The following is a 26,116-nucleotide window of genomic DNA, read 5'->3' on the forward strand; positions in this document are numbered from 1 at the left end:
GGCGGCGATGCGCGCCTGTTTAACGATGGGGGCCCTGCTGCCGCTTATCCTTGCCGGCTGTGACGACGAGGACGGACGCAGCCCGCCGGCCAATCGCGCCGTTGCTACTACGCCGATCAGCTCTGCGCAGATCGGCGTAGTACAGGCGGCCAATGCGATCGCGGTGGTCGATCCCGCGCCTCGATCGTCGCCGAGAGGGCCAGCCCTGAAGTCAGGGTCCGCTTCTGGACCCCCGGCACGGATCGATTATCGCGCCATCGGCACCGAGCCTTTCTGGGCCGTGACGCTGCGCGGGTCGACGGCGGTGCTGGAGCGCCCGGACAGGCTGCCGCTCGATGTCGCGGTTACCCGCTCGGATGATGCCAATGCCATCCGCTATCGGGGCGAAGGCTTCGCCATGACGGTCAGCGCCGGCCCGTGCAGCGACGGCATGAGCGATGCGATCTGGTCCGATAGCGTGCAGATCGCCTTTGGCGAGGGGACGCTCAAGGGCTGTGGCGGTGTTCGGGAAGAACCCTGACCTCGCCTTAAAAATCGAAGATGGAGAGACGAACGATGTTGGTGCAGCGGTTCAAAGAGAAGTCGGTGATCGTGACCGGCGGCGGCTCAGGGATCGGGCGCGCTACGGCGGTGGCCTTCGCCCGTGAGGGCGCCAATGTGCTCGTCGCCGACATCGTTCGGGATCGCGCCGAGGAAACAGCACAGATCATCCGGCAGGCGTCGGGCAGCGCCGAGGCCCATCAGGTCGACGTCAGCGAGCGCGCGCAGATCGACGGCATGTTCGACCGCGCCATCGCCCTGTTCGGACAGCTCGACGTCTATTTCGGCAACGCCGCCGTCATCGACATGGGGACGCCCTGCGAAGATATGTCGGACGAATTGTGGCACCGGAACATCTCGGTCAATCTGTCGGGCTGCTTTTACGGCGCGCGCGCCGCGCTGCCGCACCTCGCGCGGACGAAAGGCAATATCGTCATGACCTCGTCGGTCGCGAGTCTCGGCGGACTCGCGGGAGGGGTGGCCTATACGGCCTCCAAATATGGCGTGACGGGCCTTGTAAACCAGCTGGCCTGCGAAGTGGCGGCGCGCGGCATCCGTGTCAACGCGATCGCACCGGGCGGCGTGCTGACGAACATATTCGAGGTCATGGACTTTGCCGGCGTCGACGAGCAGGTCAAGGCGGTGACGCCGCTCGGCCGCTTCGCCGCGCCCGAGGAAATCGCCGAGCCGGTCCTGTTCCTGGCCTCCGACGCGGCCAGCTTCATCACCGGCACCTTGCTGCGCGTCGACGGCGGCTGGCGTTCCAAATAGCATTCGCCCTCAAGTGGGCGCATCCCGGTCCCGTTCGGCGAGAGAGCGGCGAATTCTGCCGTGCTCAGCCTCGTCGAGCGGGAAGTGATGGATGAGCCAGGCCGATAGCATATGCGCCAGCGCAGGGCCGAGCGCTAAGACGTAGAGCAGATTCCTCAGCGCTTTGGGCGCGTTCGATTTCGCGGCGGGATCGAAACGCAGCCATGCGACCAGTGGAAGGGCGATGCCGACCGCCGCTGCCATACCGGCCTTCATCGAAATGCTGAAAGCGCAGAAGAACAGCGCCGTCCGGTCATGCCGGTAAGCAGTCGATGACGATCCGCCACGTCCGCGACCCGTCGAGGCGAATGGCCGTCGCGGTCCCCCTTATCTGTCGTCTGCTTTTTCCAGATATTTCCCCAAGGTGGGCAGCATCGCCCCGCCCACCAGAAAGAGGGCGGCCGTCATGTAAAAGCTGGCGTCATAACTGCCTGTCAGGTCACGAAGCCACGAAAACATCATAGGGCTCGCCGCGCCTGCGCATGCAGCGGCCGCATAGACCCAGGAATAGACTTTGGAAAACAAATGCGGCGCGAAATATCGCGATGTGAGGAGCGCCAACAGGTCAAGCTCGGCCCCTGTCGCCAGCCCGATCAGCAAGGCTGCGGTCACCGCCGCTGAAAAGCCCGGGTCCCAGGTCAGGAGCAAGCAGCCCAATGCCGGCGGCGTCAGAAAAACTGCCCCAATCGCGGGGGCCCAGAAGCGATCGACAAGGAAGCCGACAACGAGCCGGCCCAGGATCAGGGACGCGCCAAACGCGCCTTGCGCTATCGCCGCGCGCTCAAGGGTCATGCCCTTATCCGTCAACGCCGGAATGAAATTCGGCATGACGCCCGAGATCGCGCAATAGGTGCAGAAAATGGAGATCAGCAGCACCCAGAACCTGTACTGCAAGAACATGCCGCTTCGAGCGCGTCCCGACCGGGAATGTGGCTCGCCACTATCCGGCCGGACCCGTATCGCAGATGTTTCCGCCGGCCTGAACATAAGAAAGACGATCGGCATGGCGACGAGCGCAGGTAGGCAGGCCAGCGCCAGATAGCCCGTCCGCCAACCATGGCCCCCGATCACCCAGGCGAGGAAGGAGGGCAGAAAAACGCCCGCGATGCCGGCACCGGACAGGACGATGGCGAGGGCAAGCCCCCTGTTCTTGTCGAACGCGGCGGTGACCGCGCGCGACCAGGTGATAGCACTGGCGCCCGAGCCGATCAGCGCGGTCAACGCCATGATCGCATAAAATTGCAGGATCGACTGAACAAAGGATATCAGCGCCAGACCAAGGGCCGTTGCCAAAAGGCCGACAAGCGCCAACCGCCGCGCGCCGACCCTGTCCAGCAGCAGACCGGTCGCGATCACGCCCAGGCTGCTGAAACCCTGCCCGAAAAGCAGCGACATCTGAACGGCGGTCCTGCTCCACCCCATGTCCCGGCCAAGTGCGGTTACGAATGGCCCGATGGAAATGGTGGCCAGCGTGCCCATGCAAAAGGCACAACCGACGATCGCAGGCATCAGGATCGTCCATCCCCGCTGAAACTCCCCCTGATGGCGAGACGCGGCTGGAAAGGCTACAGGGTTGCTTACGCCTTCAGTCATGCCTGCACCTTTCCGGTCGCGCCGTGGCTTTGAACGGTCGCATCATTCTGCCAGCCATCAGGCGGATCAGAAATTAAAGCCGATGCTCGCCCCATAGGTGATCGGCTTGGCGAATACTTCGGAAAAGCCGAAATTATTCCCAAATGTATACATGGGGCGCTTTTCGTTCGTGAGATTGTCGCCCCAGACCCGAACGAAATATTTGTCGTTGGCCGTGCGCCACGTCACCGACGCGGTGACATTCGACCAGGACGGGATCGACAGCGGTCCCCTGAGTGGCTGCGTGTCGAAGCCGTCATTATAATAATAGGATGAGCTGAGCAGGATGGACGAGCCGCCTGGCAGGATGGTCTTATAGTCGAACCCCAGACTGACGGTCCATTTGGGCGCGAATGTGAGATCAGACCCCGACGCGTTGGTGCTGATCGCCACGGCGGCGCCGGACGGCGCCGGCACGAACACGGCGGCGTTGGGGAATTTCTTGTATTCGGCATGAAGATACGTCGCCGACGCCCGCAGATTGAGTGCATCATTGACGACCACGGTAAGGTCACTGTCGATGCCGTAGATTTCCGATTTGGCGGCGTTGCGCAACTGGCTCTGGACGGTGACCGGGTCCACGAACTGGACCGTGATATCGTTATATTTATAGAAGAAGCCTGAGAGATTGAGGCGAACCCTTCTGTCGAACAGCTCGCTTTTCAAACCGATTTCATATGCGTCGAGAACTTCGGGTTCCAGCGCGGCCGGCTGACCGCTCGCCGTCGCGATCGCCGTCGGCACATAACCGCCGCTCTTGAAGCCGCGATTATAACTGATGAAGCCCAGAATATCGTCATTGAACTTGTGATCAAAGGCAAGGCGCCAGGTCAGCTTCCTGAACGTCTTATGCGTATCGGCGCTTCGGCCGGGCACGATGACTTCCGCCCCGGTTCGATTGATATAAGTGTTGTAATTGCGCAGCCCCTTGCGGTCCTCGCTAAAACGCAGGCCAACGGTCACGCGGTCGCGGTCGGTGACGCCATAAGTCGCCTGTGCATAAACGGCCTTGGCCTCGGTCGGCATTCTCGCATGGGTGAACGAGACATAGGGCGCAACGAATGGCAAGCCCGACAGGGTCGCCGGATCAAAACCATTGGAGACGCCGACACTAAATCCCGAAGGATCGATCCTGGCGACGTTTTTGTAATAGAATAGGCCCAATATCCAGGAAAGACGATCATTGCCGCTGGACGTCAGTTGGAGTTCTTCGGAAATCGACTTGCTGCTTTCACCCTGAATAGCGAACTGTCTGGCTGCCGATGTGCGGTCCGCGTCCACCGTGATGTTCGCTTTGGCATCCTGATAGGCGGTCGTGGAGACCAGATCGATCTTGTCGGTCAGCCCATATCTGATTTTGCCGATCCCGATCTGCGATCTGGCCCCAATGACCGGAATGAAATCGAAGGAAGACTGATAATCGCCCGTCGCATTGATGGTGCCGGCGGGGAATGCCACATGCATGCCGCGCTTGTTATGAGTCAGGACGCCGGCATTATTATCTGTTTTATATCGGAGATAAGTCGCCTCTACATCCAGTCGATCGGACGGCGACCACAACAGTTTCGCCATGACGGCATAATTATTGACATTCCCCACCGTGCGACCGCTCAAGATATCCTTGATGTAGCCGTCATCGTTGCGGAAGGAGCCGGATACAGCCAGTTTCAGCGTATCGCTGACTGGCACGGAGAGATGGCCTTTGGCGGCCCATTCGTCGAACCGGCCGAGGCCGACCTCACCGCCATATTCGAGTTGCTCGCCAGGTCGCCGGGTCACGACATTGACCGCGCCGCCCGTAGCGTTGCGTCCGAACAACGTGCCCTGCGGCCCCTTGATGACCTCGATCCGCTCGATCGTCCCGAGATCGAAGATCGCGGAGGATTTGGATGAAAGATATACCCCGTCCAGATAGACCGCGACGGGGCTTTCATAAGCGACGCTCGATATATTGCTGCCAACCCCGCGGATGAAGGGCTGAAAAGACGTCACGGTCTGATAGGCGACGAGGCCGGGAACCGCGACCTGTAAACCTGTGGTGCTGCGGATATTGGCGTTGGTCAAAGCCTGTTCCGTCACGGCCGAGACCGCGATCGGGACATCCTGAAGATTTTCGCTCCGCTTTTGAGCGGTGACCACGATGTCTTCCAGACCGACGGGATTTGCCGTCCTGTTTTCAGTACCAGCCGATGCTGCGGGCGAAGAAGAACCAGGCTGCTGCGCCAATGCCGAAGTCGACATCAGCGCGATCATAGCATATCCTATTCCAGCTAAATGACGCCTCTCCATGAAATCTCTCCCCATATTTTGACATTATGATTTTTAAGCGAGCGTATTCATGCCGCGATCGATATTTTTCCGACCGTCACATGCGCTTATGCTCGACCCTGCCTCAGGGCTGCGTGCGCGCCAGTCCTTCAAATCCGATCGTTCGAAGATAATCCATCTGAACCTCTTCGGTGAACGCGTTCATTCGGGATGCGCCCGCATCCATGCCCACCGTCGTCCGGATCGGGCGTCTGCCCGGCTCCATCTGAATCAGCTCCAGCACGAGATCCGCGACATCGCGAGGATCAAGGGAGATTTTGGACGCTTCGAGCAGCGGCCACAGGCGCTCGCCCAATATTTTGTCGAGCCGGCCGTTCTCGCCATATTCCTCGACGATCAAGGAATCCGCCGGACCGATCTGATTGGCCCCCAAATTGGTGGCGAAGGGACCTGGCTGTACGATGACGGTGTCGATCCCAAGGCCCGATACCTCATAGCCCAGCGATTCCGCGAGGCCCTCCACCGCAAACTTACTGGCGTTGTAGATGCCAAGGCCCGGCGCGATCACCCGGCCACTCACCGAGCTGATGGTGATGATGAGCCCGGAATTCCGGGCGCGCATGTTGGGCAGCACGGCCTTGTAAAGGCGAAACGGTCCAAGAACATTGGTTTCGAGGATCAGGCGGAACTGGTCGGTGGAAAATGCCTCGACAGGTCCAGCTGACATCAGCCCCGCACAATTGATCAAAATATCTATGTCGGATGTCTGACCCAATATTGAACCGACGCCTCTCATGACGGAATAATCATCGGTGACGTCGATTTCGACCGGGACGATCTGGTGCGGCACGTCTATCGAAAGCAATTGGGCGGCATTGTCGGCATTGCGCCCGTGGACATCGCGCATGCCGGCAAACACCCGGAACCCTTGCAACGCAAGCACCTCCGCGATGATCTTGCCCATGCCGCTGCTTGCGCCGGTGAGAATGACTGAACGCGCGTGGCTCATGCCATTTCCCCCTCATCTTCCTTGACGAGCACTTGTTTCAGGTAACTTTCCGGGCGGCTTTCATCGATGATCCACTTGCACATCCGGCGCATCGGCTCGATCGCGTCCTGCGGCCCGGTGAATACCGGCATGCCCGACCCGCCGAGCGAGACGATCCGCTGCGCGCCATGAATCGACAGACGATCGCGTAATTGCGCCTTCAGCGATTCAGGGTAGATGCCGATCGTCTGGGTATAGGCGGTGACGGCGCGAACCGGGATTTCGAGATCGTCGACGGGGACGACGTTCGCGACGCGATTGGCGAGCAGCTTGGCGAAATCCACCGGCTCGTCCATCTGCGACACGACGACCGCGCCTTCGCGCCCGCCACCGTAGATTTTATGCCATTCGCTGCTGAGCCGCAGCGCGTTCATCTCGTTTTCCAGTGCCGGGTCCATCCGAACCGCAGGCCCGCTGAAATGCGGGGGCAGCGCCCTGATTTCCTCGTTCAGCATGGCGCCAAAGGCGTTGGCCTTGTCGATCCCGTCCTGATCGGTGCCGCTTTCGACATAGATCACACGCGCGTTCGAACAGGCCTCCTGATTATAGACGCCGACATCGAGTGCCGCCAGGGCGGCCGCGGCGCGCATCGTCGCCTCATCGGCAAAGGTCTCACGCCCCAATATGGTCGAGGAAAGCTTCGGGTCGAGCGTGATGAGGTCAATGCCCGGTTGCAGATATTTGGAGATATGCGTGATCGACGCGAAGCCGCCCCAGGCGATGATCTTCTCGATATTGGCGGGACGGTACAGCCGCTCTTCCACGGTTTCCGTTCCGCCCTTCCAATAGGCGACGCTCAGATGCCGGGTGATAGGATGATCGGGCGCCATGTCGATCATCGTCCTCGCGATGGCCGAGGCCGTAAGCGGATCGTTGGACGGCGTCTTGATGATGGCATCCCCGCGCGTCACCGCGTTGCGAGCGATGGTTATAGCGGCAACCTGTGGCACATTGCCCGCGATCACATGGACACTGCGCGCGCCAAAAGCGCGGATCGCTGCGCGTCCGCCGTTGCCGATCGCATGTTCGACCCATCCTTCGACATGGTCGATGCCGATGGTCCGATCGACCGTCTGGCGCCATTGTTCTTTTCCGAAGATTTTGTGAAGATTGGCGTAGCAGTCGCGCAATATGCCTTCGGAAAGGCCAGACGTGCGCAACGACAGGTCGAGAGCGTCCTGCACATAGCTGTTTTCCGCGAGATGGAGCCGCGTACCGAGTTGTTCCAGATAGTCGAGAATTTCCTCGAAGCTGATGGCGTAAAGGTCGCTCATTGCCGAAGGCCGGGTCAGGGCAAGCTCCGACATATATTTGCCCACGGACGGCGTCACGAGTTCGGTAGCGCCGTCGCGTCCGCCGAATTGCGCCTCATAATCTTCGATCACCTTGCCGCGGATGATCAGCGGAACCTTATACTGCGTCATCTCAGTTCTCCACCGAGGCCATCAGGAAGGCCAGGGCATTGTCATGGGCCTCGGGCGCGCCGGCGCAGTTGATCTTGTCGTCGCCGCCTTCCGCTTCGCTGTAGCGGCTGATGCTGTTGGCCAGCACCATCGGCGTCGTGCGCCCGCAGGGGCAGGGTTCGTAGGAGACCGTGACCTTGTCGCCGGTCAGGAACCCGCCCCAATAGGTGGTGGCGCCAAGGTCGAACACGCCGAACCGGCCGGTTTGTTCACCCTCGCGCGGATAGGGCTCGCCGGTCAGCGGATCGAGCACGAAGGGGATCTGGAAGGGATAGATATGATAATGACCATGTTCGCACGAACGCGCCGAGGCGATACATTCGGTCATGCCGTAACCATCGCGTATTTTGTCGACGCCCAGGAATCCGGTGATGACCGCTTCCCAGTTTTCCGGCGGCGTGCGCCCTTTCCAGCCGCCGCCGAACATGATGTTGCTGTTGGAAGCAAAGATGTTCGACAGCCCCCGGTCGAGCCCCGCCTGCGCAAGGTCGTATAGCTGGCCAACCCATGCCAGCATCGCCACGGGGCGTCCCGCCAGCGATTTGGCGACGGCGTCGATGAAATCGCTCATCCGGGTCGGCGCTTCGGTCATGCTGCGCACATATTCGTCGCGCCGCGCGATAAGCGCCGGCGAAAGACGCACTTCGCCCAATTCGCCTTTTTGCGCGGCGAGTTGCAGCCGCCCGCCAAGCGACAGCGCGTCGGCGCTCATGCGTCCCTCGTTGAGGGCAACCAGCATAGACTGGTCGCCGCCGAAAACCGTCTCCACCATCCGGTTGAACATGCGCTGCTGAGCGAATGCACCGGTTCGGTAGGCCGGGAAAATGACCGGGACCTCGTCCATCGGCGGCAGATCGGGACCGGCCCCTTCATGCAGTAGGCGCCATCCCTGGATCATCAGGTCGGTTTCCGCGGTGCCGCGCGGCAGGAACGACAGTTTCCCCGATGTGCCGCCCGAATGGAGCACGCGGACGGATGTTTCCGCGTCCAGCATCATGATCCAGTCGTCGATAGTCTCGACGCCATCGAAGTTGAGGCCCGACAAGTCCGCCGTCGTAAAGCCGGACAGCCATTTCGTCAGTCGATCGAACTGGGATTTCTCGACGAAGCTGACCGGATAGGATTTATATATGGAATGCTGGAACAGCAGTTTAGCGGCATCATTGACATCGAGAATTTCAGTAACGCCCTGCTCATCGGCCAATTTTCCGAGCATGAGCAATCTGGGTTTTAGATACTCGAACCGCTCCCTCAAACCCCGGATAGCAATATGATCCAGATCTTCGGCCGGAACGGAATGCAAATCATCTATAGAATAATAGAATAAATCGGCCCATTCATCCTGATCATCGACGTACAGGCCCCATGACTTAGCCTGCTCTGCGTTCGATCGCATCCTAATCTCCAGCTTTATATTTCCATAAGGATCGATCAAGCGACGCCGACGGTCAACTGGGCAAAAAATCCAGTCCTAAATCGGCGTACAGACCACTACGGCGCTGGCGATCCGGGTGCACGCCTTGCCTTTGCGCGGCTTGAAGGACATAGTTCCGCAGGCGAAAAGACGGTTCAGGAAGGCCGCCATTCCGGAGGATGTTGAGGAACGAGTGGTGACATACAGAATCGGCTTCGTCATACATGCGGGCTTCCAGCTTCAGCATGTCGCCGGACCGCTTTCGATCTTCGAAGCTGTCGCTGGTTATGGCGACCCGGTCTATGCCGCGATCCTGCTCTCGGACGATGGCGCTCTCGTCCCGTCCTCGGCCGGGGTCAGCGTCGCATCGACGCCCTTCTCGAAGGCCGGCCCGCTCGATATCCTCTTTATCTGTGGTGGCTACGCCTGCTTCGAAGCGGAGCGCTCACCCGCTATAGCGCAGTTCGTACGAACCCAGAGCGGTCGTTGCCGCCATATCGTCGCTATTTCCAGCGGCACTGTCGTGCTGGCCGCCTCCGGCGTGCTGGCCGGGCATCGGGTGACGACCCACTGGTCGCTGAACGGCGAACTGGCCGAACTCTATCCCTCGATCCAGGTGGAGGGCGACGAAACCATCGTGCGCGATGGCAAGTTCTGGACTTCGACATCGGTGACGGGCGGCGCGGATATCGCGCAACGGATAATCGAGGAAGATCTGGGGCATGACGCTGCCAAGCGCGCCGCGCGCGAATTTCTGCCCCACCACCGGCCCAATGCGAGCGACAGCCCCGACGTTACCGGCGACGAGCGCTTCAAATGCCTGATCCATTGGGCACGGGATAATCTGAACCAGACTTTGTCGGTCGAACAGATGGCCGAGCATCTTGGCATGCATCCGCGCAATTTCGTGCCCGCCTTTACAACTGCGCTCGGCCAGACCCCGGCCAAGGCAATCGAACGCATCCGTCTGGAAGCCGCTCTCGCCCTGTTCCGCGAGCCACAACTCGCTCCATCGGCGATCGCCCGTCAGGTCGGTTTCGGCAGCCCCGACCGGATGCGCCGCGCGTTCATCAGGGTGTTTGGCGTTCCGCCGCAAAGCATGCGGGTGATTGCCCGGGCGCGCGCTGCCAAATTCAGGGCCGATCGCGTGGAACTGGCCAGTTCCAGATAAACGCTGTCCGCGTAGGCGGTGCCTGCCGCCCTATATCTGCCGGATGCGAAACAATCTGCGCGCCCGATGGCGGGTTCCTCATGCTTGTGCGTTTTAAATAGAAACTCTTACAAGTTTCAATGATGCTCGCGCGCCTAGGCTATTATGCGAGTGATCGGGGGGAATGTTCGGCTGAAGCAATCGGCCGGTCTGAAGGGCGGACCAGACAGGGGGTTTGCCATGACGAAGATATCTCATCACATTGGTTTCAGCTCGAAGCGCGCCCGCCGGACCATGCTCGCATTGTTGATGAGTTGTTCCGCGCTTGTCAGTCTGCCGGCAACTGCGCAGGACGCCGCTCCCGCACCAGAAGAACAGGGCGAAATCCTGGTGACCGGCCGACGCATTTCCGTATCATCCGAAGCGATCGGTCAGGACAGGGTGACAAATACTGTCGGCATCACACGCGAAGCATTGTTGTCAGCGCCATCCGGCATTTCGGGCCTCAAGATGCTGGAGCAGTTGCCCGGCTTCAACGTCCAGACCGACGGCCCGCTCGGCCTTTATGAATTCGGCAACAGCGTGCAGGTGCGCGCCTTCAATCTCGACCAGATCGGCTTCATCATCGATGGCATCCCGACCGGGCGCAGCGACGCCTTCGGCGGCAGCCCGGTGTTCCGCTATGTCGATAATGAAAATCTAGGGCGCGTCGAGGCATCGGTCGGCGCGGGCGACGTAGGTCTGCCGAGCTATTCCTCGCTGGGTCCCATCATCTCGTACAACTCGATCGCGCCGCAAGAGGATCTTGGCCTGTTCGTGTCGCAAAGCTTTGGCGATAATGATCTCAAGCGCACTTTCATCCGTTTCAGCACGGGCCAGGTTGGGCCGTTCAAGGCTTATGTCAGCCGCACCAAGCTCGACACCGATCTGTGGCGGGGCGTGGGTTCGGTCGATCGGGAACATTGGGAAGCACAGGTTCATGCCGACCTGGGCGGCGACAGCTGGGCGCGATTCAAATTCGTATCGAACGATTTCTTCGATTATGATTCGCCGGGCCTTGGCCGCGCGCAATATTTTTCAAGCACACCATCTTACAACGGCCTCGGCGGGACCGGGCGCAATATCGGCTATATTATCGCACCGCCCAACACGACGCCGGGATTCGCGCCCATCGCACCGGGGGTCGCCTATTCCAGCCTAGCCTATATCAACAGCTATAATCTGGCGATCAACGTGCGAAAGGACAAGCTGTATGGCGCCACCGTCCATCTGGGCATCGCTGATGGCGCATGGGTGGAAAGCACTGCTTATTGGGAAGACAAGGGCGGCTATGGCGTGTCGCCCGACAGCTATACCAACAGCCTGCTCAATTATACCGAACAGAGGGCGATAGGGCTGCCGGTCAATGCGCCGCGCGGCACCCAGTTCGGGCGGTCGGGCGTCGGCGGCGATCGCTACGGCCTTACCACCAAGTTTCACTGGGAGCTGGGTGACCATGCGGTAGAAGCCGGGCTATGGGCGGAACAGGACAAATATCATCGCACCCAGGCGCGTTACAACACCACTGATGGGTCGCCGGCCAGTCCCGCTGACCTCAATTCCCTCGTCTTCCTGCGGCGCGATTATCGGAGCAAGCGCGACACCACCCAGTTGTTCCTGAAAGATACGGTCAAACTGCTCGACGACCGCCTGATCGTCGATCTCGGCTTCAAGTCGCTGTTCCTCGACTATCATTATTTCGGCTATCGCGATTTCGACGATTATTCTCGCAATATCGGCACGGCACAGGCGCCCATTTTCGTCGGCGGCCGTGGCCAGCATGGCGCGACGGCCCATTATAATGACGGCTTCCTGCCCATGGCGGGCTTCATCTACAAGCTGGACGGACGAACACAGCTCTTTGCGTCATTCGCCGAAAATATGGCGTTGCCCAAGGGATTGGACGATATTTTCTCGGTTGTCCCGTCCACAGGTGTGCTCGCGCCCGCACCAAGGGCAGAAAAATCACGCAATTTCGAACTGGGTGTCCGGACCAACCAGTCCGAATTCTATGGCGCGCTCGCGCTTTACTACACCAAATTCGACAACCGGATCGCACAGACATCGATCCCGCTGGTCGGGAGCAACGTGCCCGAAAACGTCTATACCAATGTCGGCCGGGTAATGGCCTATGGCGCGGAATTCACCGGCACCTACAAGCCGGCCTTCCTCAACGGCCTTGCCTATTTCAACCTCAACGCGACTTATAATAATGCCAAGTTCAAGGACAATCTACCCAACGGCACATTGCTGGCCGGCAAATATCTGCCCGATAGCGCGAAGTGGATCGTCAATGGCGGCGTCACCATCGAACCGGCAAGCTGGCTGGTGGCCAATTTCAGCGGCAAATATACCAGCAGCCGCTGGGCTACGCTGGCCAACTCGCCCAGTTCGAGCGTGCCGGGCTTCACGATCTTCAGCGCCTATGTCGATATCGGCGACGGGATCACGCTGGGGCCGGTCAAGGGCGTGAAGGCGCGGTTCAATCTAGACAATGTGTTCGACAAGGATGTGCTATCCTTCATCATGCCCAATGTCAGCGGAGACGGGCTATTTTTCCGTCCGCAATCGCCACGGACCTTCCAGTTTACGATTTCCGGAGAGATTTGAATGAAGCCATTTCCGTTGGGGGCGGCGCTGCTGGCGTCGCTCTCCATCCCGGTCCAGGCTCAGGACGTGTCGAAAGCGACGCTCAAGCTGCATCAGTCGCTGATTACCCTCGACACGCATCTGGATACGCCCGCCTCGCTTGATCTGCCTGGCTGGTCGATCGAGGACGAACATGATGCGACCGTGGACTATACGCAGGTCGACCTGCCCCGCATGAAGAAGGGCGGGCTGGATGGCGGTTTCTTCGCCATTTACACAACTCAGGGTCCGTTGACCCGCGAAGGCTATGAGAAGGCTCGTGACTTCGCAATCCTGCGAGGCATGTCGATCCGCACAATGGTCGCGGCGGACCCGGCGAACTTCACGCTCGCCACAAAGGCATCGGACGCGGCGGGGATCGCCGCCACCCGCAAGCGCATCGTCTATATGTCGATCGAAAACGCCTATCCGCTGGGCGAGGATGTGAGCCTGATCGACCTGTTCTTCCACATGGGCGTTCGCGTGTCGGGTTTTGCCCATTTCGCGAACAACCAGTTCGCCGATAGCGCCACCGATCCATCGAAACAGGCCAAATGGGGCGGCCTCAGTCCGCTCGGCAAACAGCTGCTGGTCGAGATGAACCGGCTCGGAATTGTGGCCGATGCGTCGCACAGTTCCGACGCGGTGCTCGACGATCTTCTTGCCCTGTCGAAGACGCCGGTGCTGCTAACGCATTCGGGGTGCAAGGCCGTGTATGATCACCCCCGCAATATCGACGACGCCCATTTGCGCGCGTTGGCCGCCAAGGGCGGTGTCATCCAGATGAACGCCTATGGCACCTATCTCAAAGCCGCAAAGCCCAATCCCGAGCGACAGAAGGCGATGACGGCGCTCTTCGCCCAGATGCGCGAAGGCGCCAAGGTCAGCGTCGAGGCGCGAGCCGCGTTTTTAAGGAAGCGTCACGAGATCGACACGCTCTATCCGGAGATCGATCCGCCGACATTCGACGATTTTCTCGCGCACCTGTTCCATGCGCTCAAGCTGGTTGGCCCTGACCATGTCGGCATCGGTCTCGACTGGGATGGTGGCGGGGGCGTTCGGGGGCTGGAGGATGTGACCAAAATTCCCCGCATTACCGAGGCCCTGGTGAAAGCCGGCTATTCGGAGACGGAAATCGGCAAAATCTGGTCGGGCAATGTGCTGCGCCTGCTCAAGGCAGCAGAGGTCGAGGCGGCCGCCCAAAGGAACAAGGCACCGCCCGCCCCGCAATCCTAGCAGCTAGACCAGCCCAAGTTTCGCCAGTTCGCCAAGCAGGCGCGGCGGCATCGCGTCAGTGTCGTCCGCCTCGCCATCGCCAAGATCCGCCGGCGCGTCAGCGTCTTCGAGATAGCGCCATCCCTGATGGGCGCGCTTGGCCTTGGCGCGGACGGGTATCAGGACGGGTTCCAGCCTGATCCATTGACGGCCCTGCCCCGTCTCGGCGAAACCGAGGATCGGGCTGCGACCGACGAGGCGGTGGCCATGAATCCAGTACAGTGAACCACCCGCCATCTCCGCGACACGCTTGGGCAGATAGCGGGTGGTGAGGCGCGCTTCGCCATCATGGCTTTCCAGCCAAGCGCGCAATGTGGCGGGGCTTTCGCTCTGGAACGCGATCTTGGTCATGTGCAGCGGCATCATGCACCTATCTGGGCAGAGAAGGGCCGCGGTTCAATCGACCGCAGCTTTATCTCAGCGCAGGAACAGGGTGGCAAGACCAAGAAAGCTGAAGAAACCGCAACAGTCGGTCATCATCGTCACGAACACCGCGGACGAAACCGCCGGATCGACATTGCTGCGTTCGAGCGTGATCGGGATCAGCACGCCCGCCAGCCCCGCCACCATATTGTTGATGAGAATGGCGCAGGCGAACACGATCGACAGGTCGGCACGACCATAGAGAATATAGGAGCCGACGCCGATCAACAGGCCGAGCGATGCGCCGTTCGCGGCGGCGATGCGAAATTCGCGGCCGATCATGCGCAGCGTATTCGAACTGGTCAGCTGGTTGGTCGCCAGCGCCCGCACGACCACGGCCAGCGTCTGCGTACCGGCATTGCCGCCCATGCCGGAAACGATACCCATCAGCGCAGCGAGGAGCGCAAATTTCTCGATCGTTCCTTCGAACAGGCCGACGACCGACGCCGCCAGCATCGCGGTGCCGAGATTGACGATCAGCCAGATGAGGCGCGCGCGCACCGTCATCAGGATCGGCTCGTTGATGTCGCCTTCGCCCGCGCCCGACAGGCGCAATATGTCCTCGCCGGCTTCTTCCGAAATGATGTGGACGACGTCGTCGACCGTGATCATTCCGACCAGCCGGCCCTCACCGTCGACCACGGCGGCGGAGATGAGAGCATATTTCTGGAAGCGCAACGCCACTTCCTCCTGATCCATGTCCACCGGGATCAGCGTCTGTTCCCGCTTCATCAAGTCCGCCATCGCGACCGAACGCGGGCAGGTGAGTATCCAGCTGAGCTGGCAATAGCCGATCGGCTTGTGCAGCGCATCGACGACGTAGATTTCCCAGAAATCGCTGGTCAGGTCGCGATTGTCGCGCAGATAGTCGATGACCTGGCCCACAGTCATATGTTCGGGCACCGCGACCAGATCGCGCTGCATCAGACGGCCGGCCGATTCCTCCGGATAGCCGAGCGCACTTTCGATCGCGGCGCGGTCTGCCGGGTCGAGCGCGTCGAGGACGGCCTGCTGGTCGGCCTCCTCCATATCCTCGATGATGGCGACGGCGTCGTCCGTGTCGAGTTCGGCGGCAAAGCCCGCCACCTGTTCGGGCGCGAGCGCGCCGATCAGGTCGTCGCGGACATAATCATTGAGCTCGGAAAGAACTTCCGCGCCGACCAGATCGCCCAGCGCCGCCGCCACCGCGCCCCGCCGGTCGCCGGGCGTGAGTTCGAGCAGATCGGCGATGTCGGCGGGATGCAGCGGCGCGACGAGATCGCGCGCCTTGTCGGTATCGCCATCCTCGACCGCATCGAGCACGGCGGAGACGAACCCATGTTTCAGACGATCGTCCTCGTCATGGCGCGATTCCGCCACGTCCGGGATCAGCGTATCGCTATCCTGTGTATCCGGCCGCGTCCCGGCCATGTCGCCGCGCTCGGTCATGGCGCGTCCTACTATCGGGTTCCTGAAGCATTTAAATGCTTTCGCTCATGCACAATATAATTGCAATGGGCTTGGAAGCGCTTCCATCGCGATCCCAACCCTCTATATGAACCCCGCATATCTGCTTGCCCAAGAGAGGACCCTGCATGGCCGACGAAACCCTGACCCTTAGCCTCGACAGCGGTGGCGATGTCGTCATCAAGCTGCGCCCGGATCTTGCGCCCGGTCATGTGGCGCGCATCGTCGAGAACGCAAAAGAAGGCTTTTATGACGGCGTGGTTTTCCACCGCGTCATCCCCGGCTTCATGGCGCAGGGCGGCGATCCGACCGGCACCGGCATGGGCGGCCATCCCAACAAGCCCGACATCAAGGCCGAGTTCAGCCGAGAACCGCATGTACGCGGTGTTTGTTCTATGGCGCGATCATCCAATCCGAATAGCGCCAACAGCCAGTTTTTCATCTGTTTCGACGACGCTGGCTTCCTTGACGGCCAATATACCGTCTGGGGCGAAGTGACGTCGGGCATGGAGCATGTCGACGCGCTGCCCAAGGGCGAGCCGCCGCGCACGCCCGGCAAGATCGTCAAGGCGACAGTAGCCTGATCACCGGGGCTTGACCATCGCATCGGTGGCGGAAATGGCGTTGGCCGTTTCCGCCCCATTCTCCGCCGCTCCACCATCTTCGGCCAGGGCTTCATAAGGGCGGATAGATATGATGTGCCAGCGCCGTTCGGCCGCGCTGGCCCCCGGCACGTCGTTCACGCGCCGCAGAACCACTTGTCGAAGACGATACCAGGGTGACCCATTGGCAGCGATCCGGCCGTATACCTGCACCGGGACGGTCACATAGCTGGATCCGGCCGCCCCTTCAGGATGGCGTGGTGCGCCAATATTGGCGTGGATTTCACTGAACCCCCGAAAGCGCAACGCGAAATGCGCATCGTCCTGCGCGCCCTCTGGACTATTGTCCGACCACAGGTCCTGCGCATCACCATAGCGCTTCTGTTCCAGCAGGCCATAATAGCCCTGCACCACCTGCGCCGCGCCCTGCGCCGACTTGGGATCGATCTTGTCCTCCGCAGGCGGGGGAGCAACCGGAAGGCCGCCCGGCGTACCGGGAGCAGGCGGCGCAAGCGGCTCCATCACCGCCTGCGCCTCCGCCCGGAGGCTGTTATCGACCTGCGCCACATTCGCGCCGTTGGCGAGATTGTCGAGCGCGCTTTCCTCGCGACCATCACAGGCGCCAAGGATCAGCAATCCCACCAGCGCGACGGCCCGCACACCATGCCGCATTAATCGGCGCGGCCCCGGCGTCCACCCCGGTTGAAGGACCGGCCACCATCCTGTGTCGACGGAGCGTTGCGCATACCCTGCTGACGCCCCGCCCAGGGATTGGGGTTCACATTCTGCTGAGGTTGCGGGCGGGCCTGAGGCGCAATGGCGTTGCCAGCACCTGGCGCCATCTGACCACCGCGATCACCACGCTGCCATTGTCCGCGATTTGCCCGCCAGTCGCCACGTCTTTCACCACGATTGCCCTGCCACTGACCACGATCGCCATCACGCCATTGCGGGCGACCCTGGCCATTGTTCCAGTTACCGGGCCGACCATCGCCGCGCCCTTCATTCCCTCGTGCCTGCCTGCGGCCTTCCCAGTAGCGGCGCTGGCCATCGTCCCAGCGACGGCGCGTACCGCCGCGATCATAGATATAATAGCCGCTGCCGGGATAATAGAAGCCGTTATACCAGCCGCCATAGCCGCCGGGGCCATAACCATAATCATCATAATATCCGCCACCGCCGGCATAATAGCCGGTGCCGACGCTGACGCCGCCATAACCATATCCGTCGTCATAGGCACAGCCGCCGAGCGCGAGTGCTCCTGCTAGGCCCACCGCAGCCAGGAACTTCTGTCCAGTCCACGTCATCGCCCGTCTCCTTGTTCGAGTATCTGATGACATCGTAACGCCCGGCGGTTGAATTGGTTGTGAATGAAATAGCGATATGTTGCCGTTTATCTACCGTTCAGAAACGAGATGCTGCGTTCATCTATCCGACAGGAACCGTGCCCTTTCCGTCACATTTTGGCTCTTTTCGGCGCTTTTCACTTTCGTTCAGGAAACCTTCTGCAGACCCCGTCCATTACCCCCTCATCCATCGCGAGCCGCTTAAAGCCGCTCCGGGACGCCGGTGGGTCCACACCCCGGCTTTGCTTTCACACATATTGTAAGGGTTAAACCCATGAAGACACTGCTTCTCACAGCGGTCGCTGCCGCGTCTCTGATCCCCGTCGCCGCCCTGGCGCAGGACGACGCCGGATCGACACGCCGGATCGAACCCTATGTCGGCGTCCTTGGCGGCATCCATAATTTCGACAGCGAGACGAGCAAGTCGGGCATCCCGCCTGTGGGCTATAAGGGCCGCATGGTCGAGGGCGTCGCCGGCGTGAACGTCGATGTCGCCGGACCCATCGTCCTGGGCGTCGAGGGCAATGCGGCCAAGGGCGTGTCGGGCGACATCGACTGGGAATATGGCGCGGCCGGCCGAGTCGGCGTCAAGGCGGGCAAGGACAGCATGATCTTCGGCAAGGTCGGCTATCGATGGGTCAATTTCGACGCACTCGGTTCTAACAGCGGCGACTATCATGGCATGAATTATGGCGCTGGTGTCGAACTGTCTCCCGCCGATATGGGGGGTTCGGCCGCCAGCAGCAATATTCGCCTGCGCGTTCAGGCCGACACCGACGGCAACTTCCATTCCATCCGCCCAATGGCGGGCGTGGTCGCGAAATTCTGATCGCCCAATTCTGATCGATTGAATAGGGCGGGGCTGGCCTGATGGTCGGCCCCACCTTTCACCAGTCACCCCCCGCTTGCGAGGGTTGAGGGTTCGGGGCGGCCATGGACTGCTGGCCGTCCCGCACTCTATGAGAGGCTTTCGAAGGGAGCCTCTTTTGCGTCGGACGAGATTGAGCATTTGCGCCCGCAAAAGGCGATTCGACACGGAGCAGGATGCGCATGGGGCCATCGCCGCCGCCACGATGCCGCTCAGACTTTATCGTTGCGACCGTTGCGCGCAATTTCACCTGACAAGCCGGACCAAGGGCAAACGGATCGCGCGCCCTGTCGCGTGAGCGTCTCAAGCCGCTTGCGCTGCACCGGCCGCTTGGGCCAAAGACCCTCCCGTGACAGCCAGCATCACCATCGGCACCGACGGCGCGGGGAAATCCGTGACCATCGACGTGGAAGAATTGCTCGCCACCCGATTGCTCGTTCAGGGCAATAGCGGGTCGGGCAAGTCGCATCTGTTGCGCCGCCTCCTGGAGGAAAGCGCCCCGCTGGTGCAGCAGGTCGTGATCGACCCCGAAGGCGATTTCGTGACGCTCGCCGATGCCCATGGCCATGTCGTTATCGAAGCCGGCGATTATAATGAGCGCGACATCGTTCGGATGGCGAGCCGCATCCGCGAGCATCGCGCGTCGGTGGTGCTGAGCCTCGAATCGCTCGAACTCGAAGCGCAGATGAAATGCGCCGCGACCTTCCTGTCGACCCTGTTCGATGCGCCGCGGGACCATTGGTATCCGGCGCTTGTGGTGGTGGACGAGGCGCAGATGTTCGCCCCGGTCTCGGCGGGCGAAGTATCGGATGAAGCGCGGCGCCTCAGCCTCGCGGCGATGACCAACCTCATGTGCCGGGGCCGCAAGCGCGGCCTGGCCGGCGTGATCGCGACGCAGCGGCTGGCCAAGCTCGCCAAGAATGTCGCGGCCGAAGCGTCCAATTTCCTGATGGGGCGCACATTCCTCGACATCGACATGGCGCGCGCGGCCGATCTGCTCGGCATGGAACGGCGACAGGCGGAGCAGATCCGCGATCTGGAGCGCGGGCGCTTCCTGGGGCTGGGTCCGGCGATTTCGCGTCGGCCGGTCGCGGTGAAGATCGGCGCGGTCAGGACGGGCACGCGCGGGGGCACGCACAAGCTGATGCCGCCGCCGGTGACGACAACCGGGGATTTCGTCGAACTGCTGTTCGCGCCCGCCAAGGAGGACGCCACCCCTCCCCCGCTCCGCAACGAACCGGCGCCGGTGCCAGCCGAAAACGTGATGCAACAACTGGCCACCGCGCCGAGCGCGAAGCCGGCCGCGCCCGAACTCGACTTTGGCCAGAACGAGCCGGTGGTGATCGCGGTGCTTGAAGCCATCGTCGCCGATCTGGGCGACGCGCCGGCCAGCGCGGCCACGCTGTACCAGGATTTCACCGTGCGCTGCCGGATGAAGGGACTGCGTGCCGTTCCGCTCGATTTGCCGGCTTTCCGCAAGCGGCTCGCCATGGCGATGGCGGGGATGGCGGACGCGGCCGATCCGCGTTGGGACGATGCGATGCGCGCTGCCGCGCCGCTCCCTGAGGATATGCTCGCGCCCTTCCTGCTGATCGCGCGGGCGGCGATGACCGGCGCGCCTTGCCCCGACGATGCCGTACTGGCACGCGCCTATGGCACCAGTTCGCCGGGGCGGGTGCGGCGCTTGATCGAGTATATGGAGAAGCTGGGCGTCGTGGTCGCGCGCACCGATTTCGGCGGGCGGCGATCGATCGGGGTGCCCGATCTGGGGCTTTCGACGGCCGCCGCCGAGGGCTGAGCACGGCGCCTCACCGCCCGACCGCCCGTTCGATCCGTTGGGCGGCGCGCTCGCCCAGCGCCTTGACCCGGTTGCCGGCGGGGAAAAGCCGGGGCGCGGCGGGTGACAGGCCCAGGCGACGCAGGCGGCGGTTGAACTTGTGCGCGTCGATCGCGGCGAAGCTCCATGCGCTGCACCATGTCAGTGACAGCGAGACCGAAACCGCCTCATGCACCTTTACATGATGGGGGGCGAAAAGCGGCACGAAGATCGATTCGCCCGGTTCGATCGCGATCGCTTGTCCGCGCTGCCCATGTTCCTCGCGCCACGGCAGATAACGCTGGCCGCCGGCGAAATAGCTTTCGAAAAAGCGCTGGCCGACGATCTGGTCGTCGGCGGTCGGGAAAAGCGTCATCGTCTTGGCACCATGCGCCTGGAACAGGATATTATATTCCGGGTCGAAATGGGGCTGCGTCACGGCCTGCGGCGAGGAAATGAAGATGAAGGCGCGCAGCTTGTGCATCGGCCCGGTGCGCGCCTCGATGATCGGGCGCAGCTCGCCCAGCACATCGGCCATCAGCACGGCATAGGCCGGGTCCTGCTCGATCTCGCGCAGCAGCACCCAGGAGCCGCAGGTCTCGATCTGTTCGATCGTCTGGAGCGTGGTGAGGCCATTAGGGGGCAGCTTCGTCGTCGGCGTGCCGAGCGGCACGTCGATCGCGGCATTATGCTCCAGCGTATCGGGCCGCATCCGCGCCGCAAGGCCTGCGAGCGCGTCGAGGGTGAGCAGCGGATGATCGGCAAAGCCATGGGCCATGCGCGCGGGGACCAGCGGATAAATGTCGCGGAAACGCTGCTTGGATGAGTCGGGGATGACGCCGTGCATGAACCGATGCCCTATAATGTCCGATATGTTGCCCGATTGTAAATGACGGGCATGAAGAGCGGGTAAATGGTGGGTCCGCCGCCGGAGCCGGACGCTTGCGCCGAAGTTCACACCGTCGTCGCGTCTTTCGGCCCCGTTTTTGCCCATCTGCGCCGCCGGTGCGCCGCAAACGCGACACCCGCGCGCCGCCGCCGCAACGACCGGGTCACAGGCGCGCGCGCAGGACGCGATGGGCGGGCGACCCGGCGGCGTCACCCCTGCGACCGCTGTGCGGCGGGATCGGCACCGAAGGGATCGGCGAGCCGCCGGGCGTAGAGGGCCAGCGCCTTGTCCCAAAGGCGATCGAATGGCGTGCCCGCCAGCCGCCGGCGCAGGCGATGCGCGCTGGAGCGCGACATGCCGGCGGCGCGGGCGGCATGGACGACGCTGCCGGTGTCGAGCAGGGCGGTGAGGAAAAGCCGTTGCTTGGCCGGGGTCCAGTGGGTGCGGTCGGCGGGTTCAGGATCGGGGTGCTGCTGTTCCATCGGACAGTATGGAGCAGAGGAAATCCTATATTGGAAGGGGATTTGCGCGGTGGCGCTTGTCAGGATTAGCGCTAAATCGTATAAAGTCTGTCATGGCTCAAATGAACATCTCCCTTCCCGACGCCCTGAAAAGCTGGGCCGAAACGCGCGTGGCCGAGGGCCGATACAGCAGCACCAGCGACTATGTGCGTGACCTGATGCGGCGCGATCAGGATCATGCGGAGAAGCTGGCGCGGTTGCAGGCGGCGATCGACGAGGGTCTGGCGTCCGGGGTGAGCGATCGCGACCCGTTCGATTATCTGGATGAGGTGCGCGCACAGTTGCGGAGTGCGGATGCGGCTTGAGCTAAGCCGCAGGGCGCAGGCCGATCTCGATGATATCCGAGACTATAGCGTCGAGCATTTCGGGTTGGCGCGGGCGATCCTGTATTTTGATGCGATCGAGGAGGCATTTCGCCGGGTGCTGGCATATCCCGAGATCGGGGCGACACAGACGGATTTGGCGACAGGGTTGCGCAGCTTACCGGTTGGCGAACATCGGCTGTTTTACCGCGTCGAACGGGAAAGGATTTTGATCGTGCGCTTGCTGCACAAGGCGATGAACCCGGTTCGGCATATCTGATCACGCGACGTCAGCATTCTGCCGCGCCGTGCCCGGCGGATCATCACGACATTGGAAGGGCGGATCGCGACGCTGGACGATCCGCGCCTGCCGGGCAGCGCGCTGACCGACGATCATGCGGGATTGGCGTGGCGGATGGGGTAGCGGCGGGAGGCTATTGGCAGATCGCAATCTGCTTAATTCTATCGCTTTGGCCCATGCCCATAAGTATCGAAGATTTCCAGCATGCGGTCCGCGCTGATGCCCTCTTCCTGCGCAATCGCCAGCGGGTGATCGTCATCCATCACCCAAAGCAATGGCCGTTGCCGATTGGGCCTGCGTTGGACCCATATGGCGAGAGGATCGGTTCCAACATAGTCGGCCAAGCGGTTGCACAAACATCCGCTTAATAATGTTTCATCAGCCTCGCAACCGCCGTCAAATTCTTCAAGATATTTGTCGAAATTATCCCGCGATAAGGTTGACCAGCAGCCAAATCCGAAAGGCTCATCCAAACCTTGGACGGGTAGGGTCAACACAGCACGGATCATGAAGTATTTCCCATCGAGGACGCAGAAATCTTCCGAAAGGAAATTACCGTCCATACGAAGCGCGCCATTGGGCTGATATTCTTGCCCATGGGGCCAAGGGTCGGGCGCGCGCGCGGCAAGGTCGAAAGGCCAGCCATGGACTGCATCACAGCTATCACAGCGCCAGCTTCCGTCTCGCAACAATTGTGCAGCGGTAGGAGGCTTGTTCCTGAAGCCGAACATGGTTCCGCCTATGCCTGTTTCGGCGCAGGCGCACCCCTGAGTAATCCTTCGGTACTCAAATCTTCGTCGATCTCGGGCCAATGAATCCCGTAGCCGCCGCCCGCCACTTCCCACACGGCGCGCTCGGCTAGCGTGGCGCTGGCGAGGCGTGGATACCAAGCGAGCGGCACCGAGATCGTGCGGCCGTCCATCAGGTCGACGATCAGACTGTCGTCGTCGCAGCGGACATCGGCGACGCGCTCGTCTGTGACCCTAGCCGAAATATTCATGCCACGCCTCCAACAGCCGGCTGCGATGCTCCGCGACCATGGCGATTATGCCATTGATTTCGGAACGACGAAAGCCGGTGTTCTTGGCGTGCGCGACCGGATCAAGCCAGACCTTCAGGGATGCGCTGCCCTTGTCGATATGGACATGCGGCGGCTCGTTGGGTTCGTGGCTGTAAAAATAGAATCGGTAGCCATTGAGGCGAAAGATGGTTGGCATCAGCGATCATCCTTGCAGTGATGCCAACCATCTATCGCGTGAGCCGCTTCTGCGTCCAAGGCTTGCCCTCAATCATGCTGCCTACCCCCAGCGCCCATATACAGCTCTGACCCCTTCGCCTTGAACATGGCGCTCATTTCTTCCATGCCCTTGAGCGCGGCGGCCTTGCTGGCGGCGGCGGTTTCCGCGCCCGTGGGACCGGTCGCGATAAACCCTTCAACGCCCTGATTCTGCTTAGTGGCGAAGTCGCGGACTTCCTGACTGATCTGCATCGAGCAGAATTTGGGGCCGCACATCGAGCAGAAATGGGCGGTTTTCGCGCCTTCTGCCGGAAGCGTCTGGTCGTGGAATTCTTCCGCCGTGTCGGGGTCGAGCGACAGGTTGAACTGGTCGCGCCAGCGGAATTCGAAGCGTGCCTTTGACAGGGCATTGTCGCGGACCTGCGCCGCCGGGTGGCCCTTGGCGAGGTCGGCGGCGTGGGCGGCGAGCTTGTAGGTGACGACGCCGACCTTCACATCGTCGCGGTCGGGGAGGCCCAGATGCTCCTTGGGCGTGACGTAGCAAAGCATCGCCGTGCCGTACCAGCCGATCATCGCGGCGCCGATGCCGCTCGTGATATGATCGTATCCCGGTGCGATGTCGGTGGTGAGCGGCCCCAGCGTGTAGAAGGGCGCTTCGCCGCAGACTTCGAGCTGCTTTTCCATATTCTGCTTGATCTTATGCATCGGCACATGGCCCGGGCCTTCGATCATCACCTGCACATCCTGTTTCCAGGCGCGATGGGTGAGTTCGCCCAGCGTGTAGAGTTCGCTGAACTGCGCTTCGTCATTGGCGTCGGCGATGCTGCCGGGGCGCAGGCCGTCGCCAAGGCTGTAGGCGATGTCATAGGCCTTCATGATCTCGGTGATCTCGTCGAACCGCTCGTAGAGGAAGCTTTCCTTGTGATGGGCGAGGCACCATTTCGCCATGATCGATCCGCCGCGCGAGACGATGCCGGTGACGCGCTTGGCCGCCATCGGGATATAGCCCAGCCTGACGCCCGCATGGATGGTGAAATAATCGACGCCCTGTTCGGCCTGTTCGATCAGCGTGTCGCGGAAGATGTCCCAGGTCAGGTCCTCGGCGACGCCGCCGACCTTTTCGAGCGCCTGATAGATGGGCACGGTGCCGATCGGGACGGGCGAGTTGCGCAAGATCCATTCGCGGGTGTCGTGGATGTTGCGGCCGGTCGACAGGTCCATGACCGTGTCCGCGCCCCAGCGGATCGACCAGACGAGCTTGTCGACTTCGGACGCGACGTCGGACGCGACCGCGCTGTTGCCGATATTGGCGTTGATCTTGACGAGGAAGTTGCGGCCGATCGCCATCGGTTCGGATTCGGGATGGTTGATATTGTTGGGGATGATGGCGCGACCGCGCGCGACCTCGTCACGGACGAATTCGGGGGTGACATAATCGGGGATCGACGCGCCGAAGCTTTCGCCGTCGCGGACATAATCGGACAGGCGCGCGCGGCCGAGATTTTCGCGCTCCGCGACATATTCCATTTCCGGCGTGATGATGCCGCGCCGGGCATAGTACATCTGGGAGACGTTGCCGCCCGCCTTCGCGCGCAGCGGGCGGCGGTTCATGTGCGGGAATTGCGCGACGCCGCCGGAGCGGTCGGGGCCTTTGAGGCCGTTATCCTCGGGCTTGATGGCGCGCGCGTCATATGCCTCGACATCGCCGCGCCCCATGATCCAGTCGCGGCGCAGCGCGGGCAGGCCCGCCATGATGTCGATGCGGGCATTCGGATCGGTATAGGGACCGGACGTGTCATAGACCCGCACCGGCGGCTCGCCGCTGCCCGGCTCCAGCGCGATTTCGCGCATCGCGACGTTCAGGGGGCCGACGTGGATCTTCTTCGAGCCACGGATCGGTCCAGTCGTAACGCGCATTTCGGTGCGGGCGGGAACGTCGGCCATAAGATTCTCTCCTTGGGCGGAGAGGAAGCGCAATCCCAAACGGACCACTCCCTCCCTACGCCAGTGTCAGCTGGATCAGGTTCGGCGGGTCGGGCGGATTTGCACCGCCCCTCTCAGCCTCATGGCTCCCCGGGGATGTGGACAGGATAGGGGC

26 protein-coding genes and 1 riboswitch are annotated in these 26,116 nt (G+C 61.7%); of the genes, 10 read left to right on the forward strand and 16 right to left on the reverse strand.

Translation table 11 applies throughout. The features are described 5' to 3' along the window. The first annotated feature begins 7 nt into the window (after nt 1–7). Both WG907_RS15985 and WG907_RS15990 read left to right on the forward strand, forming a co-directional pair. Nucleotides 8–520 (forward strand): COG3650 family protein, encoded by a 513-nt coding sequence (locus tag WG907_RS15985; RefSeq protein ID WP_340234358.1) that lies wholly within the window; start codon nt 8–10, stop codon nt 518–520. Between the two features lie 35 nt (nt 521–555). Further along, the gene (locus tag WG907_RS15990) at nt 556–1,311 is read left to right on the forward strand and encodes an SDR family NAD(P)-dependent oxidoreductase (RefSeq protein ID WP_340234359.1); all 756 of its coding nucleotides are present in this window, start codon (nt 556–558) and stop codon (nt 1,309–1,311) included. A 9-nt stretch (nt 1,312–1,320) separates the two neighbouring features. On the opposite strand, the gene WG907_RS15995 is transcribed toward WG907_RS15990, so the two are convergent. The 6 genes from WG907_RS15995 to WG907_RS16020 all read right to left on the reverse strand — a co-directional run bounded on the left by WG907_RS15995 (nt 1,321) and on the right by WG907_RS16020 (nt 8,977). Continuing rightward, a complete protein-coding gene (locus tag WG907_RS15995) occupies nt 1,321–1,554 on the reverse strand; it encodes a hypothetical protein (protein ID WP_340234361.1) in 234 nt (77 codons plus the stop codon). A 123-nt stretch (nt 1,555–1,677) separates the two neighbouring features. Further along, nucleotides 1,678–2,943: an MFS transporter gene (locus WG907_RS16000; protein ID WP_340234363.1), complete on the reverse strand. Its 1,266-nt coding sequence runs from the start codon at nt 2,941–2,943 to the stop codon at nt 1,678–1,680. 66 nt (nt 2,944–3,009) lie between these two features. Then, nucleotides 3,010–5,235 (reverse strand): TonB-dependent receptor, encoded by a 2,226-nt coding sequence (locus WG907_RS16005; protein ID WP_340234364.1) that lies wholly within the window; start codon nt 5,233–5,235, stop codon nt 3,010–3,012. 139 nt (nt 5,236–5,374) lie between these two features. Then, a complete protein-coding gene (locus WG907_RS16010) occupies nt 5,375–6,259 on the reverse strand; it encodes an SDR family NAD(P)-dependent oxidoreductase (protein WP_340234365.1) in 885 nt (294 codons plus the stop codon). Next, entirely contained in the window at nt 6,256–7,722 is a 1,467-nt protein-coding gene (locus WG907_RS16015) for an acyl-CoA reductase (protein WP_340234367.1), read from the reverse strand. Before WG907_RS16015 ends, WG907_RS16010 begins: the two co-directional genes overlap by 4 nt. A gap of 1 nt (nt 7,723) precedes the next feature. Then, complete coding sequence (locus WG907_RS16020; RefSeq protein WP_340234369.1) at nt 7,724–8,977, reverse strand: phenylacetate--CoA ligase family protein; 1,254 nt, start codon at nt 8,975–8,977, stop codon at nt 7,724–7,726. 394 nt (nt 8,978–9,371) lie between these two features. Between WG907_RS16020 and WG907_RS16025 the strand changes: the two genes are divergently transcribed. From WG907_RS16025 to WG907_RS16035, 3 genes are all read left to right on the forward strand, one after another. Beyond that, nucleotides 9,372–10,346, forward strand: coding sequence for a GlxA family transcriptional regulator (locus tag WG907_RS16025; RefSeq protein WP_340234370.1), 975 nt, complete (start codon nt 9,372–9,374; stop codon nt 10,344–10,346). A gap of 219 nt (nt 10,347–10,565) precedes the next feature. Continuing rightward, a complete protein-coding gene (locus tag WG907_RS16030; RefSeq protein WP_445326832.1) occupies nt 10,566–12,974 on the forward strand; it encodes a TonB-dependent receptor in 2,409 nt (802 codons plus the stop codon). After that, nucleotides 12,975–14,228 carry a dipeptidase gene (locus WG907_RS16035; RefSeq protein WP_340234372.1) on the forward strand — a complete coding sequence of 418 codons (1,254 nt, stop codon included), beginning with the start codon at nt 12,975–12,977 and terminating at the stop codon, nt 14,226–14,228. Between the two features lie 3 nt (nt 14,229–14,231). On the opposite strand, the gene WG907_RS16040 is transcribed toward WG907_RS16035, so the two are convergent. Next, nucleotides 14,232–14,630 carry a DUF1489 family protein gene (locus WG907_RS16040; RefSeq protein WP_340234621.1) on the reverse strand — a complete coding sequence of 133 codons (399 nt, stop codon included), beginning with the start codon at nt 14,628–14,630 and terminating at the stop codon, nt 14,232–14,234. 54 nt (nt 14,631–14,684) lie between these two features. Next, complete coding sequence (gene mgtE / locus WG907_RS16045) at nt 14,685–16,118, reverse strand: magnesium transporter (RefSeq protein ID WP_340234374.1); 1,434 nt, start codon at nt 16,116–16,118, stop codon at nt 14,685–14,687. Nucleotides 16,119–16,264: 146 nt separating this feature from the next. Between mgtE and WG907_RS16050 the strand changes: the two genes are divergently transcribed. Then, a complete protein-coding gene (locus WG907_RS16050; RefSeq protein ID WP_340234376.1) occupies nt 16,265–16,720 on the forward strand; it encodes a peptidylprolyl isomerase in 456 nt (151 codons plus the stop codon). On the opposite strand, the gene WG907_RS16055 is transcribed toward WG907_RS16050, so the two are convergent. Both WG907_RS16055 and WG907_RS16060 read right to left on the reverse strand, forming a co-directional pair. Beyond that, nucleotides 16,721–17,410: a hypothetical protein gene (locus tag WG907_RS16055; RefSeq protein WP_340234378.1), complete on the reverse strand. Its 690-nt coding sequence runs from the start codon at nt 17,408–17,410 to the stop codon at nt 16,721–16,723. It abuts the gene before it with no gap. After that, nucleotides 17,410–18,045 carry a hypothetical protein gene (locus tag WG907_RS16060; protein WP_340234380.1) on the reverse strand — a complete coding sequence of 212 codons (636 nt, stop codon included), beginning with the start codon at nt 18,043–18,045 and terminating at the stop codon, nt 17,410–17,412. Before WG907_RS16060 ends, WG907_RS16055 begins: the two co-directional genes overlap by 1 nt. Before the next feature lie 313 nt (nt 18,046–18,358). Here WG907_RS16060 and WG907_RS16065 point away from each other — a divergent pair, with 313 nt between their 5' ends. Continuing rightward, nucleotides 18,359–18,913, forward strand: coding sequence for an outer membrane beta-barrel protein (locus WG907_RS16065; RefSeq protein ID WP_340234382.1), 555 nt, complete (start codon nt 18,359–18,361; stop codon nt 18,911–18,913). Nucleotides 18,914–19,301: 388 nt separating this feature from the next. Next, nucleotides 19,302–20,750: a helicase HerA domain-containing protein gene (locus WG907_RS16070; protein ID WP_340234383.1), complete on the forward strand. Its 1,449-nt coding sequence runs from the start codon at nt 19,302–19,304 to the stop codon at nt 20,748–20,750. A gap of 10 nt (nt 20,751–20,760) precedes the next feature. Here WG907_RS16070 and WG907_RS16075 read toward each other — a convergent pair whose 3' ends face one another. After that, a complete protein-coding gene (locus WG907_RS16075; protein WP_340234384.1) occupies nt 20,761–21,615 on the reverse strand; it encodes a cupin-like domain-containing protein in 855 nt (284 codons plus the stop codon). 251 nt (nt 21,616–21,866) lie between these two features. After that, nucleotides 21,867–22,139, reverse strand: coding sequence for a LysR family transcriptional regulator (locus tag WG907_RS16080; protein ID WP_340234386.1), 273 nt, complete (start codon nt 22,137–22,139; stop codon nt 21,867–21,869). 92 nt (nt 22,140–22,231) lie between these two features. On the opposite strand from WG907_RS16080, the gene WG907_RS16085 reads away from it, so the two are divergent. Both WG907_RS16085 and WG907_RS16090 read left to right on the forward strand, forming a co-directional pair. Beyond that, nucleotides 22,232–22,483, forward strand: coding sequence for a type II toxin-antitoxin system ParD family antitoxin (locus tag WG907_RS16085; RefSeq protein WP_340234388.1), 252 nt, complete (start codon nt 22,232–22,234; stop codon nt 22,481–22,483). Beyond that, a complete protein-coding gene (locus tag WG907_RS16090) occupies nt 22,473–22,760 on the forward strand; it encodes a type II toxin-antitoxin system RelE/ParE family toxin (protein ID WP_340234390.1) in 288 nt (95 codons plus the stop codon). The genes WG907_RS16085 and WG907_RS16090 overlap by 11 nt, the downstream gene beginning before the upstream one ends. 182 nt (nt 22,761–22,942) lie before the next feature. Here WG907_RS16090 and WG907_RS16095 read toward each other — a convergent pair whose 3' ends face one another. The 4 genes from WG907_RS16095 to thiC all read right to left on the reverse strand — a co-directional run bounded on the left by WG907_RS16095 (nt 22,943) and on the right by thiC (nt 25,962). Next, entirely contained in the window at nt 22,943–23,512 is a 570-nt protein-coding gene (locus WG907_RS16095; protein WP_340234392.1) for a DUF2199 domain-containing protein, read from the reverse strand. Between the two features lie 8 nt (nt 23,513–23,520). Then, entirely contained in the window at nt 23,521–23,781 is a 261-nt protein-coding gene (locus WG907_RS16100) for a DUF2442 domain-containing protein (RefSeq protein WP_340234393.1), read from the reverse strand. Next, on the reverse strand, nt 23,765–23,998 hold the full coding sequence (locus tag WG907_RS16105; protein ID WP_340234395.1) for a DUF4160 domain-containing protein: 234 nt from the start codon (nt 23,996–23,998) through the stop codon (nt 23,765–23,767). The genes WG907_RS16100 and WG907_RS16105 overlap by 17 nt, the downstream gene beginning before the upstream one ends. A 68-nt stretch (nt 23,999–24,066) precedes the next feature. Then, the gene (gene thiC / locus WG907_RS16110) at nt 24,067–25,962 is read right to left on the reverse strand and encodes a phosphomethylpyrimidine synthase ThiC (RefSeq protein ID WP_340234397.1); all 1,896 of its coding nucleotides are present in this window, start codon (nt 25,960–25,962) and stop codon (nt 24,067–24,069) included. A 35-nt stretch (nt 25,963–25,997) separates the two neighbouring features. Further along, nucleotides 25,998–26,104: riboswitch (TPP riboswitch) on the reverse strand. Nucleotides 26,105–26,116 lie beyond the last annotated feature (12 nt).

The sequence above is a fragment of the Sphingobium fluminis genome (assembly GCF_037723805.1).
Lineage (GTDB): Bacteria > Pseudomonadota > Alphaproteobacteria > Sphingomonadales > Sphingomonadaceae > Sphingobium.